Here is a 10,637-nt window from a genome sequence, read left to right as displayed (position 1 = left end):
TCCAAAGCTCAGCAGCCGCGCCGTGCGCGAGTACCTCGAAGCACTTGATGAAGATGCGTTGGCTGAGGCTCTTCCCAAGAAGATTTCGCTCACCGATCCTCAGTCCCGTTGGACAGCAGCACCAGGCGGCCCGGCCTTCTTTGCCTACTCCACAAATTACCTGATCGACACTGAGCACGGTGTGATCATGGATGTGGAAGCGACCCCGGCGCACCGTACCACCGAAGTCGACTCGACCAGGACGATGGTCGAGCGTGTCGAAGCGCAGTTCGACCTCACACCGGAACGCCTCATCGGCGACACCGCCTATGGCACTGCCCCGATGCTGGCCTGGATGGTCGAAGAGAAGGACATCGAGCCGCATGTGCCGGTGTGGGACAAGACTGAGCGCAAGGACGACAGTCTCTCCAGTAACGACTTCCACTGGAATCAGGAAGCCAATGAATATCGCTGCCCAACCGGCAAACCGCTACGCAGTGAATGGCGTGCCTTCACTCAGAAAAGATCGCGGGTAACCAAGGCCAACACCATCATCTACCGCTCCAGCCAAACCGACTGCGTCACCTGTCCGTTGAAAGCGAAATGCTGCCCCAACACACCGAATCGGAAGATCGTTCGCAGCATCCATGAGGCTGCCCGCGATGTGGCTCGACGCATCGCCAAGACACCGGAATACCTCGTCTCACGTTGCGAACGGAAGAAGGTGGAGATGCTTTTCGCCCATCTTAAACGGATCATGAAACTCGACCGTTTACGACTGCGTGGCCTGACAGGCGCCACTGACGAATTCACCATGGCTGCGATGGTGCAGAACCTGCGCCGCATGGCCAAGCTTTTGCCTCAAGGGCCACCGCTCACGGGATAGGTACGCCTGTGGCGAGCAGAAACCCTCGAATTAACCCTCAAACCTGAGCAAGGACGCTCAGTGAAACGCCGAAAGGTAACTTGAAGTGGCTTGCAGCCACTTCGACAGCAGGTACATCCGACCGCCTTGCTGCCGCTAAACCTACTTTTTCAACAGAATCGGCCAAAAGCAGTCACACCTAAAGTGCATGATGTAGCGGTAGCCGAGAAGAAGAGGCATTTGCTGATTGTCACGAACAAGTAGGCTCCTCGCTCGTGACAACACAGCGTTTCAGATCTTAGTCGTGAGCGTGACCGTGGCTTTCGACTTCGGACTGGGTTTCCGGCTCGCCGCCGCCACAGGCCGACAGCAGACCAAGCAGACAAACCAACAGCAGGGAGCGACTCAGGGTAGTTGTGCTTTTCATCATGTAATCCTTTCTGTTTCGATCATGAAAGTAGAAGCCCCTGTGCCGGCTGACGCAGGGGCTATGTGCCTCAGATAACGCGTTTGACGCTCAGGTACTCGCCCTTGGTCTTCAGCGTGATGGTCACGTCCTGGTTGCTGCGGTTGCGCCAGAACCAACCGTGTGTGCCGTCGAAAATGGCGGTGAACTCGCCTTTGTCACCCTTGATCTGCTTGGCTTTGCTGTAGCTGTGGTAGTAGCCCTTGGGGCCGTTGTAAGGCTCGCCATGAGTGTCGTGGTTGACCGGTACGCCATTGGTTGCCCACTCGTAGCTGACCGTGGCCTTGTTCAGCATCTCCAGCTTGATTTCACTGGCCTCACCTGGCTTCAGGGTGACGGTTATCTCGTCAGACTTCAGGGCTGGCTGTGGCTCTGCGGCTGGTTCAGCCACAGGCACTGCCGCGACTTGCTCTTGAACTACCGGCCGAACAGGCACGGGGGCTTGCACAACGGGGGCCGCAGCGGGTTGAACCGCTGCATCCGCAGCCGCTTCTTCGGCCAGGGTTTTCTTCATTTCGCCCATCTGGGTCAGGCCGAGTAAGCGGCCAACGCCCGTTGGGTCGATGGCGTACTCCGAAGGCATCACTACAGTGACCAGTAAGGCTGCGGCAACGCCCACGGCGATCACAGTGGAGCGCAACAGTTGGCGGCTGGTAGGCAATTCGCTTTGGGTCGGAAGCTTGGTATTGAACATGCTGAGAATTCCTTACTGAGAGACGATCAGGCCGGTGAGCTGGTAACCCATCAAGAGGAAACCGGCGCTCATCATGGCGACGTTTGCGGTATATGCATGGCGCCAGAAGCTGGCGGTGCGTCGCCAGTAGCCCATGACAATCAGGATGGCGCTCAGGGCCAGGAGCTGGCCGATTTCGACGCCGACGTTGAAGGCGATCAGGTTGGTGATCAGGCCATCTGCCGAGATCTCGTATTCCTGAATCTTGGTCGCCAGACCAAAGCCATGCAGCAGGCCGAAAATCAGCGTGGCCGCTTTGGTGTTCGGCTGATGGCCGAACCAGCGCTGGAATGCGCCCAGGTTATCCAGCGCCTTGTACACCACCGAGAAACCGATGATGGCGTCGATCACATAGGAGCTGATGCTGATTTCTGCCAGCACACCGAACAACAGCGTAACTGTGTGGCCCACGGCGAACAGGGTGACGTAGAGCCCAACATCCTTCAGGCGGTAGAGGAAGAAGATCACTCCGAAGAGGAACAGCAGGTGGTCGTAGCCGGTGATCATGTGCTTAGCGCCCATGTAGATAAACGGCAGCACCATCACCCCGGAGCTTTCCTGAATAAAGCCCTTGTCGCCCTCGGCAACGGCGTGGGCCAGCGCCTCAGGCATGCCTAGAAACAGCAATGCCGTGAAAAGCAGCAACAGTAGTAACGAGCGATTCGGACGCACGACAGATGAGTCCATTGCGCCCATAGATAGCGAATGCATGGTTGAGTCCTAAATTAAAGGGGGCTTGGGCCGCACAGCGGCCTGTGTCAGAGCACGAATGTGGCGCGCGGTGGCCGCTCGATCAGGAAGATCGGGCTTGGAGGAATGGAGTAGCGAGGGGCGAGTATCGGCTGCGCACGTTCTGGCAGCGTGCTTATTCTCAGCAGCGCGGTCAGATGCGGTGTTTCATGCAAGTGGTCGGCTGTCAGCGGCGAGTGGCAGTGATCCCCGTACGCAGCACAGGCCTGCGTCTCATCACCATGCGCATGCGAATGAGCACTGTCATTTCCACTCAAGGAAGGCTGGCTCGATCCCATAAACAGCGCAGAGGTATGCCCGGCCCAAGCCAGCAATATGGCGAGAGCAAGGGCAAAAATCACCTTGGTGCTAATGGGATTGCTGAGCATGTTGTGGTTCTTTCGATGCCTAAGCGAGTGGCTTTTATGGAGAGGTAGCCGGTTTGACCATATCCCCCCCAGGGGGATAGCATGGGAGCGTAATTCATCGACGCACGAGACTCAAGGCATGAGCGATCACGAACACGGCCACCAGCACCAAAGTCATGGCGACATCATCAAAAGGTTGAAGCGTGCGGAGGGCCACCTGCGCAGCATCGTCACCATGATTGAAGACAGCCGGGCCTGCGTCGACATTGCTCAGCAGCTACATGCCGTGGAAAAAGCCGTCTGCCAGGCCAAGCGTGTGCTTATCCAAGACCATATCGACCACTGTCTGGAACATACAGTCGAAGCACTTGCGGTAGGCGAGCGCGCTTCACTCGAAGACTTCAAGCAAATCACCAAGTACCTCTAGGCCCCTCCCATGTCGAGTTTCGCCGAATTGCTGCAACAGGGGGGCTCGCAGGCCTGGCTGTACTTCCCCAGCGCCATTCTGCTGGGTGCTTTGCACGGCTTGGAGCCTGGGCACTCGAAGACCATGATGGCGGCGTTTATCGTGGCCATTCGTGGCACGGTGAAGCAGGCCATTCTGCTAGGCCTTGCCGCAACGCTTTCGCACACCGCCGTAGTCTGGCTGGTGGCCATGGGCGGCATGTACCTGGGGCAGAATTTGGATGCCGAAACTACCGAGCCTTATTTCCAGCTAGCGTCCGCCGTAATCATTATCACCATCGCCCTGTGGATGCTCTGGCGCACCTGGCGTGGCGAGCAGATGTGGCGCTTCGAGGAAGGTGATGAGCATCAACACGACCATCACCACCACGATGAAACGCAGCGTATCGACACAGGGCACGGGCGTATCGAGCTGTCGATCTTCGAAGAAGGCGCCCCTCCGCGCTGGCGGCTGAAGACCTTGAGTGGTCATGCCTGGCCGGCTGCTGAAGTAAGCTTGCTGACGACTCGCCCCGATGGCCTGGCCCAGCAGTTTCGCTTCGTCGACCGGTGTGACTACCTAGAGTCACTGGACGATATTCCCGAGCCCCATGAGTTCACTGCGCGCCTGAGCCTCGGCCATGCTGATCACTCCCACGACTATGACCTGGAGTTCCGCGAGCAAAGCCACCGTCATGAGCATGATCATTCCGAGCTGGAGGGGCTAGAGCTGTCGCTGGAGGGCTACCAGGATGCCCATGAGCGAGCGCATGCCAACGACATCCGTAAACGCTTCAGCAATCGCAATGTCACCACCGGCCAGATCATCCTGTTCGGTCTGACTGGCGGACTGATTCCCTGCCCGGCAGCGATCACCGTGCTGCTGCTCTGCCTGCAAGTGAAAGAAGTCACCCTGGGTGCCGTCCTGGTGCTGTGTTTCAGCATCGGTCTGGCTATAACTCTGGTTACCGTTGGTGCAGCCGCTGCTATCGGCGCACGCCAGGCATCCAATCGTTGGCCCTGGCTGGGTGCTGTGGCCCGTCGCGCTCCTTACCTGTCCAGCCTACTGATCATTGGTGTGGGGGTTTACGTCGGCTTCCACGGCTGGATCGGCCTGAACGCCTAGCCGATGTGGGAGTTATCCGGTTATTTCGGCCTGTTCCTCGCTGCCTTCGGTGCTGCCACGTTGCTACCCATGCAGTCGGAGGCGGTGCTGGTCGGGTTGCTGCTGACTGACCGCTATGCGGTCTGGGCGCTGCTGGCGGTCGCCACCACGGGTAATGTACTGGGCTCGGTACTGAACTGGCTGCTGGGTCGCTCTATCGAGCGCTACAGACACAAGCGCTGGTTTCCCGTCAGCGAGGGCAAACTGGAAAAGGCTCAGCAGGCTTATCACCGCTTCGGTCGCTGGTCACTGCTGCTCAGTTGGGTGCCGATCATTGGTGATCCACTCACAGTCGTCGCGGGTGTCATGCGAGAACCCTTCTGGAGCTTTCTGTTGATCGTGATGCTGGCTAAGACCACTCGCTATCTGGCACTAGCTGCCATGACGCTTGGGTGGTTTGGGTGAGCCTGCAGAAGCGCGACACCAACCTGGATCTGATCAAGTGGCTGGCGATGCTGACCATGCTGCTGGATCACCTGCGCTACATCTGGCCTGACAACGGATGGTTGTTCATCGTTGGGCGCTTAGCCTTTCCAATGTTCTGCCTGGGGATCGCCGCCAATGTCGCGCGCTCGCAAACAGGTGAGCTGTATTCCGATAACAACGTTCGCTACATGTGCTGGATGACTGCGTTTGCAGTGATCTCGGAGTTGCCCTATCGCCTGCTTTCTAACGACAGCAGCACGCTCAACGTTATGCCTTCGCTGCTGTTGGGCCTGCTTATCACCTGGGGAGCACATCACCGTGGTCGCGACGGTTTGATCCTGGCTCTGGCCGGCGTGACTGTCGCGGTGCTGATGCAAGAGCGCCTGATGTACGGCGTTTTCGGCGCACTGCTGCCGGCAGCGTTGCTGCTGGCCATTCAGCGCCCAGGGCTTGTGTGGCTATTGCCTGCCGCACTGTGCGTACTGGCCAATAGTCGCAACCGCTGGCTCGCCGAGTGGGAATTGCAGCCCTATACCTTGCTGATCGTGATCACTGCGTTTGTCGCACCCTTGCTTGGGTTGTGGCTGCTGCGCCGACTGCGCCAGTTCAGGGTCTGGCCGGTCAAGCGCTGGGGTTATTGGTTCTACCCCGGGCATCTGGCCGTACTACACATGATCCGCTCGCTCGGCTAGTGCCAGCGACTATCGCGTCATATCGGCGGAGATCCACTACCTCGATATGCTACGGGTGGGCCGGCCAGCGCCGTACCAGCCAGCAAAGCCATCGATCAAGAAGCGAGCATCCAGGCCCATGGCCTCCAATGTGGCGGCGATGCCCTGGCTGATTTCACGCCCCTTGGCGCAATAGACAATCACTGGCCTGTCCCGTGAAACCTGATCTTTCCAGGTGAAGACAGCCTCGGGATCACGCCAGTGTGCGTCGGGAATTTCTTCGGCATCGGCAAGCCGCACGCTCGTACGGCGCACATCCAGCAAAGTGAACGCCCGATCTGCTGCCTGCCATTCCGCCAGTTCGCATATCGAGATTCTGCTCATCTTCTACCTCTCAGTTTTGCAGCAGGTGTACCACCAGTCCGGCCAAAGCACAGGCCATCAGCACTTGGATGACACCGCGTTTAAAGTGAAACAAGGCTACCGCTGCCGCCAGGGCAATTAGCGCCGAAGGCCAGTCGAAAGCCCCCTCGAAGCCTTGCGGCCAGAGCACGTGATAACCAAAGAACAGCGCCAGATTGAGGATTACCCCGACCACGGCGGCGGTGATGGCCGTCAGCGGCGCGGTGAACTTCAGTTCGTTGTGGGTCGATTCCACCAGCGGGCCGCCCGCAAGAATGAACAGGAAGGACGGCAGGAAGGTGAACCAGGTGACCAGGCTGGCGGCCACGACACCGGCCAAGAAGGCCTGATCGACACCGAATACCTGCTGCACGTAGCCACCGACAAAACCGACGAAGGCCACCACCATGATCAGTGGCCCTGGCGTAGTTTCACCCAGAGCCAGACCGTCGATCATCTGTGTCGGGGTCAGCCAGCCGTAGTGGCCGACTGCACCCTGGTAGACATAGGGTAGTACCGCATAGGCACCGCCGAAGGTCAGCAGTGCGGCCTTGGTGAAGAACCAGCCCATCTGCGTCAGCGTGCCTTCCCAGCCGAATAGAGCGGTCAACAGCCCCATGGGCAACGCCCACAGCGTTGCACCTATCGCTGCCAGCAAGAGCAGTCGTGGCCAGCGGAAGCGCGCATGTTCCGGTGTCGGGGTTTCATCATCAATCAGCGCTGGGCCGTAAGACTGCTTGGCCGCGCCATGACCACCGCCGATGCTGAACTTCTCTGGGACGAAACGCCCACCGAAATAACCGATCACTGCGGCCACCAGCACGATCAGCGGGAACGGCAGGTTGAGGGCGAATATCGCCACAAACGAGGCGGCAGCTATCGCCCACAGCCAGTTGTTCTTCAGGGCACGGGAGCCGATGCGATGAGCGGCCTGCACCACGATGGCGGTCACGGCGGGCTTGATCCCATAGAACAGTCCGGCCACCACCGGCACATCACCGAAAGCGATATAGACCCACGACAGCGCGATCAGGATAAACAGCGAGGGCAGCACAAACAGCACCCCGGCAATCACACCACCCCAGGTGCGGTGCATCAGCCAGCCGATATAGGTGGCCAGTTGCTGGGCCTCCGGGCCGGGCAGCAGCATGCAGTAGTTCAGCGCATGCAGAAAACGCCGCTCAGAGATCCAGCGCCGACGCTCCACCAGCTCCTGGTGCATGATCGAGATCTGTCCGGCTGGGCCGCCGAAACTGATGAAACCGAGCTTGAGCCAGAACAGAAAAGCCTGGAACAAACTGACAGGCTCGGCACGTGGCAGATCCTGCTCTACAGGCGGCAGTGTGGTTTCATTCATCAGGGGTCTCTTCTTTCACAAATGCCGCCAGCAACCCATCGAAGATGGCGCAAGCAGCCGTTAGCAACTGGTCGTCATTGAGGATGGTTTCGCGCAGCCCGGCCAATACACGCTCGATGCCAACAGCCTCAGCGGGTTGAACGCCACCGACATCCAGGTAATGCACCAGAGCCGCGATGCGGCTTAGGCCTGGCTCGACCAGTGCAAAGCTGGCTTGCAGGGTTTCGAAGGTGACGCGACTGCCGACATGGCTAAAGGTCGCACCGTCGAAATCGAAGCCCAGCGCGTCAGCAGGGCAATCATTCGGTGTGTCCAACCAGAGAATGCGGGCTCTCGGATCGATGCAGCGCCGAATCAGCCAGGCACTGGCCAGGCGGTCGACCCAGGGCCGCTTGCGCGTAGCCCAGAGGCGGCCCTGGTAGTCGCGGCGATCCAGCTGTTCGATAGGCTGATCCTGACTGCTCGGCTCATCCCGCGAAAGTGCCCGACTGATGGCCGTTTCAAGTGTTTTGAGGGCCGTGTCGGTCTGTTTCCGCGCTGCCGCAGGGAAGAAGTCGATGGCCGCAAGCTGCGCAAATGCCTTGCGCAGCTTGCGTACCTGCTTGGTGCTAGTGAGGGCGTTATCCGAAGTCAGTTGAGCCTGGCACGCCTCGATCTCGACGCGCAGCTTGGCGTAGTCCTCGCTACGGTCGAACAACTCGATAAAGCGCTCGCCTTGCGGATCATTGATGGGCAACAGAAAGGCCGTGCCATTGCTACCCAGCACGTCGCGCTCAACAGCTTCCAACGCTTCCCGGCAGGCGGGAGTATCAGGCAGCAAATAGACACCATCGCGCAGTACCGCTGCGCCACTGCTCTTGAGGGCACGCCAGGCACGCATCCGCTCTGTGGCGTTAGCGGTCGGCAAGGCGATGATCAGAGATAGCCAACTATTCATGTAGAGTAGAATACCTATTAGGTAGTAATCTTTACTCTATTCTTGCTCTGGGTGATTGTGAAGCACTAAATAGTTGGCCGATGATTGCCCGTTACGACTGGTCGCTTTTGGCCGGTTAGCGACGGCCTGACTTCGACCGTCGCTATACATGGTCAAACCTCGGTCTGCTCTGCCATTTCCAAGGCGTCGTCGACCTCAATCCCAAGATATCGAACGGTGCTCTCCAGCTTCGTATGGCCAAGCAGAAGTTGAACGGCCCGCAAGTTCTTTGTCCTGCGATAGATCAGTGATGCCTTTGTACGTCTCATTGTGTGAGTGCCATACATGGCCGGATCAAGGCCAATGGCTTGCACCCAGCCTTTGACGATACGAGCGTATTGACGAGTGGATAGATGGTCTGAGGTGTGCAGCCTGCTCGGGAAAAGGCAGTCCTGGCTACGGAGCTGGGCTTGGTGTATCCAGGCCGCGAGAGCAGACCGTGTTTGCTCAGTAATTTCGAACTGCACTGGTCGCTTCGTTTTCTGCTGCATAACCATTGCTCGTGATGACACATGCTCGCCATGAGCAACGTCGCATACACGGAGCTTAGTTAAGTCGCAGGCTCGAAGCTTGCTGTCGATGGCCAGATCGAACAGAGCCAGATCCCGGGTTCGTTCTGCAAGCTGAAGCCTTACTCGGATGGCCCAGATATCTCTCAGCCGGAGCGGGGTTTTCTGTCCGACCAACTTTCCTTTGTTCCAGGGCCGGCGGGTGCAGGTAGCAGTGATGTTCATGGCAAGTCCTCCACATGTGGGAGGCCAAGCATGGCTAGCCAGAAAAATGGTCGCTAACCGGCCAATAGCGGACGATTGGCTGGCAGGTATGCATCGCTATGTCCCCAGGCCTTGGGGAAATAGCTTGGGGTTTGAGAAAGCCTGCTTAAGGTGGTCGTACACCAATCGCACCCGCTTCGATACAGGACCCTGCTGCGGGCGGTATATGAACAGATCCCATGGCGCTGGAGCGAGATCAGCCAAAACAGCAACCAGCTTTCCTGACCGCAGATGAGGCTCAGCCAGATAGGCAGGAATTTGGCCAAAACACATGCCTGCCAGGGTGGCTTCCAATTCCGTATCTGGATCATCACAGATAAGCGCTGGCTGCCTGGGCGTGAACGTTTGCCCGTCGGCAAATAGCCAAGGCCAAGGGCGGCCATTTTTCCGGTCGATCAGGACTGAAAGTGGCAGCTTAGCTAAGGCATCCAAAGATTCAGGTGGTGTCTTTTGGCCTATGAGAGACGGGCACGCGACAACGTAAAACGGCACGGGAGCTAAGGCACGTGCAACGTAGCGCCGGTCGCGAATAACCCCCACCCTGATACCAATATCGATATGCGCCTCAACAGCATCAGTCATCTGATCTTCCAAGCGGAGATCGAATTGCAGGTCAGGATGTGCAGCGGCCAGGGGCTGAAGAAACGGTATCAGGAAGCGCCTGCCAATAGCATGTGGAGCCGTAATCCCCACCCTACCTGACAGCTCAGGCTCCGTCCTGTGCGACCGGAATAGCGTATCGAAATGATCCAGAGCTGACCTGGCATCTTTGGCGTAATCCTGACCGAAAGCAGTGATGCTCACCTGGCGGGTATTGCGGTGGAACAGTGATTCGCCAAGCTCAGTTTCCAGGGCTTGAATGGCTCGAGTCACCCCTTGTGGGGAGATGCCTAATCGAGTTGCCGCTTGGCGGAAGCTACCTGCCTCTGCTGCTGTGCAAAAAATCCTAACCATCTCCATGCGGTTAAGCATGTTGCCCCTCTCATTTATTCCATTTTCAGGAATAGCATAATCTAATCATTTCCATTTATTGAGATCAATCATGGGTCTAAAGTTTGCGCACTGCCAGGTTAACCAGCCATGGCGAAGTACAAACCCGCCGATGAGGTTCTCAGCATGAGCAATAACATTTCTGGAAAAGTTGTCGTTATCACCGGTGCCAGTAGCGGCCTGGGTGAGGTTACTGCGCGCCACCTTGCTGCGCTTGGCGCTCGCGTAGTGCTGGCTGCACGTCGCAAAGATAAACTCGACGCATTGGTGGCTGAGCTGACCAATGCAGGTGG

At 58.1% G+C, this 10,637-nt stretch carries 15 protein-coding genes; 6 read left to right on the top strand and 9 right to left on the bottom strand.

What is annotated here, in order from left to right; genetic code table 11:
• Positions 1-865 (top strand): transposase (locus tag ACQKEK_RS23240; protein ID WP_499167716.1); only part of this gene is annotated, 865 nt, incomplete at its 5' end.
• 277 nt (positions 866-1,142) lie between these two features.
• Here the strand turns inward: ACQKEK_RS23240 and ACQKEK_RS23235 are convergent.
• From ACQKEK_RS23235 to ACQKEK_RS23220, 4 genes are all read right to left on the bottom strand, one after another.
• Positions 1,143-1,271: a hypothetical protein gene (locus ACQKEK_RS23235; RefSeq protein ID WP_256044860.1), complete on the bottom strand. Its 129-nt coding sequence runs from the start codon at positions 1,269-1,271 to the stop codon at positions 1,143-1,145.
• Between the two features lie 70 nt (positions 1,272-1,341).
• Entirely contained in the window at positions 1,342-2,004 is a 663-nt protein-coding gene (locus tag ACQKEK_RS23230; RefSeq protein WP_042924902.1) for a hypothetical protein, read from the bottom strand.
• Positions 2,005-2,016: 12 nt separating this feature from the next.
• Positions 2,017-2,754 carry a HupE/UreJ family protein gene (locus tag ACQKEK_RS23225; protein WP_042924899.1) on the bottom strand — a complete coding sequence of 246 codons (738 nt, stop codon included), beginning with the start codon at positions 2,752-2,754 and terminating at the stop codon, positions 2,017-2,019.
• A gap of 47 nt (positions 2,755-2,801) precedes the next feature.
• The gene (locus ACQKEK_RS23220) at positions 2,802-3,161 is read right to left on the bottom strand and encodes a hypothetical protein (RefSeq protein WP_042924896.1); all 360 of its coding nucleotides are present in this window, start codon (positions 3,159-3,161) and stop codon (positions 2,802-2,804) included.
• A gap of 118 nt (positions 3,162-3,279) precedes the next feature.
• Between ACQKEK_RS23220 and mreA the strand changes: the two genes are divergently transcribed.
• The 4 genes from mreA to ACQKEK_RS23200 are packed head-to-tail and all read left to right on the top strand — an operon-like array spanning position 3,280 to position 5,867.
• The gene (gene mreA, locus ACQKEK_RS23215) at positions 3,280-3,567 is read left to right on the top strand and encodes a metal-sensing transcriptional repressor MreA (protein ID WP_042924893.1); all 288 of its coding nucleotides are present in this window, start codon (positions 3,280-3,282) and stop codon (positions 3,565-3,567) included.
• Positions 3,568-3,576: 9 nt separating this feature from the next.
• The gene (locus ACQKEK_RS23210) at positions 3,577-4,710 is read left to right on the top strand and encodes a nickel/cobalt efflux protein RcnA (protein WP_042924890.1); all 1,134 of its coding nucleotides are present in this window, start codon (positions 3,577-3,579) and stop codon (positions 4,708-4,710) included.
• 3 nt (positions 4,711-4,713) lie between these two features.
• On the top strand, positions 4,714-5,154 hold the full coding sequence (locus ACQKEK_RS23205; protein WP_042924888.1) for a YqaA family protein: 441 nt from the start codon (positions 4,714-4,716) through the stop codon (positions 5,152-5,154).
• Positions 5,142-5,867 carry a TraX family protein gene (locus tag ACQKEK_RS23200; protein WP_081262884.1) on the top strand — a complete coding sequence of 242 codons (726 nt, stop codon included), beginning with the start codon at positions 5,142-5,144 and terminating at the stop codon, positions 5,865-5,867. Before ACQKEK_RS23205 ends, ACQKEK_RS23200 begins: the two co-directional genes overlap by 13 nt.
• A gap of 36 nt (positions 5,868-5,903) precedes the next feature.
• On the opposite strand, the gene ACQKEK_RS23195 is transcribed toward ACQKEK_RS23200, so the two are convergent.
• From ACQKEK_RS23195 to ACQKEK_RS23175, 5 genes are all read right to left on the bottom strand, one after another.
• The gene (locus ACQKEK_RS23195; RefSeq protein WP_042924886.1) at positions 5,904-6,230 is read right to left on the bottom strand and encodes a rhodanese-like domain-containing protein; all 327 of its coding nucleotides are present in this window, start codon (positions 6,228-6,230) and stop codon (positions 5,904-5,906) included.
• Positions 6,231-6,240: 10 nt separating this feature from the next.
• Positions 6,241-7,605 (bottom strand): chromate efflux transporter, encoded by a 1,365-nt coding sequence (gene chrA, locus ACQKEK_RS23190; protein WP_042924883.1) that lies wholly within the window; start codon positions 7,603-7,605, stop codon positions 6,241-6,243.
• Entirely contained in the window at positions 7,598-8,542 is a 945-nt protein-coding gene (locus ACQKEK_RS23185; RefSeq protein ID WP_042924881.1) for a chromate resistance protein ChrB domain-containing protein, read from the bottom strand. The genes chrA and ACQKEK_RS23185 overlap by 8 nt, the downstream gene beginning before the upstream one ends.
• A 152-nt stretch (positions 8,543-8,694) precedes the next feature.
• Positions 8,695-9,315, bottom strand: a complete 621-nt coding sequence (locus ACQKEK_RS23180) for a tyrosine-type recombinase/integrase (RefSeq protein WP_003152807.1) — start codon at positions 9,313-9,315, stop codon at positions 8,695-8,697.
• Between the two features lie 96 nt (positions 9,316-9,411).
• The gene (locus tag ACQKEK_RS23175; protein ID WP_021206411.1) at positions 9,412-10,326 is read right to left on the bottom strand and encodes a LysR family transcriptional regulator; all 915 of its coding nucleotides are present in this window, start codon (positions 10,324-10,326) and stop codon (positions 9,412-9,414) included.
• Between the two features lie 144 nt (positions 10,327-10,470).
• Between ACQKEK_RS23175 and ACQKEK_RS23170 the strand changes: the two genes are divergently transcribed.
• Positions 10,471-10,637, top strand: a 167-nt coding sequence (locus ACQKEK_RS23170; protein WP_499167718.1) for an SDR family NAD(P)-dependent oxidoreductase, incomplete at its 3' end; no start/stop codon positions are given.

The sequence above is a fragment of the Pseudomonas sp. NPDC077408 genome (assembly GCF_050269105.1).
Lineage (GTDB): Bacteria > Pseudomonadota > Gammaproteobacteria > Pseudomonadales > Pseudomonadaceae > Stutzerimonas.
The sequence above is the reverse complement of the archived record's forward strand: the minus strand, read 5'-3'. Positions and strand labels throughout refer to the sequence as shown.

Coding starts and splice junctions, on each gene's coding strand:
- ACQKEK_RS23230 (WP_042924902.1), bottom strand. CDS start 2,004: ATGTTCAATACCAAGCTTCCGACCCAAAGCGAATTGCCTACCAGCCGC.
- chrA (WP_042924883.1), bottom strand. CDS start 7,605: ATGAATGAAACCACACTGCCGCCTGTAGAGCAGGATCTGCCACGTGCC.
- ACQKEK_RS23185 (WP_042924881.1), bottom strand. CDS start 8,542: ATGAATAGTTGGCTATCTCTGATCATCGCCTTGCCGACCGCTAACGCC.
- mreA (WP_042924893.1), top strand. CDS start 3,280: ATGAGCGATCACGAACACGGCCACCAGCACCAAAGTCATGGCGACATC.
- ACQKEK_RS23235 (WP_256044860.1), bottom strand. CDS start 1,271: ATGAAAAGCACAACTACCCTGAGTCGCTCCCTGCTGTTGGTTTGTCTG.
- ACQKEK_RS23205 (WP_042924888.1), top strand. CDS start 4,714: ATGTGGGAGTTATCCGGTTATTTCGGCCTGTTCCTCGCTGCCTTCGGT.
- ACQKEK_RS23210 (WP_042924890.1), top strand. CDS start 3,577: ATGTCGAGTTTCGCCGAATTGCTGCAACAGGGGGGCTCGCAGGCCTGG.
- ACQKEK_RS23225 (WP_042924899.1), bottom strand. CDS start 2,754: ATGCATTCGCTATCTATGGGCGCAATGGACTCATCTGTCGTGCGTCCG.
- ACQKEK_RS23180 (WP_003152807.1), bottom strand. CDS start 9,315: ATGAACATCACTGCTACCTGCACCCGCCGGCCCTGGAACAAAGGAAAG.
- ACQKEK_RS23220 (WP_042924896.1), bottom strand. CDS start 3,161: ATGCTCAGCAATCCCATTAGCACCAAGGTGATTTTTGCCCTTGCTCTC.
- ACQKEK_RS23175 (WP_021206411.1), bottom strand. CDS start 10,326: ATGCTTAACCGCATGGAGATGGTTAGGATTTTTTGCACAGCAGCAGAG.
- ACQKEK_RS23195 (WP_042924886.1), bottom strand. CDS start 6,230: ATGAGCAGAATCTCGATATGCGAACTGGCGGAATGGCAGGCAGCAGAT.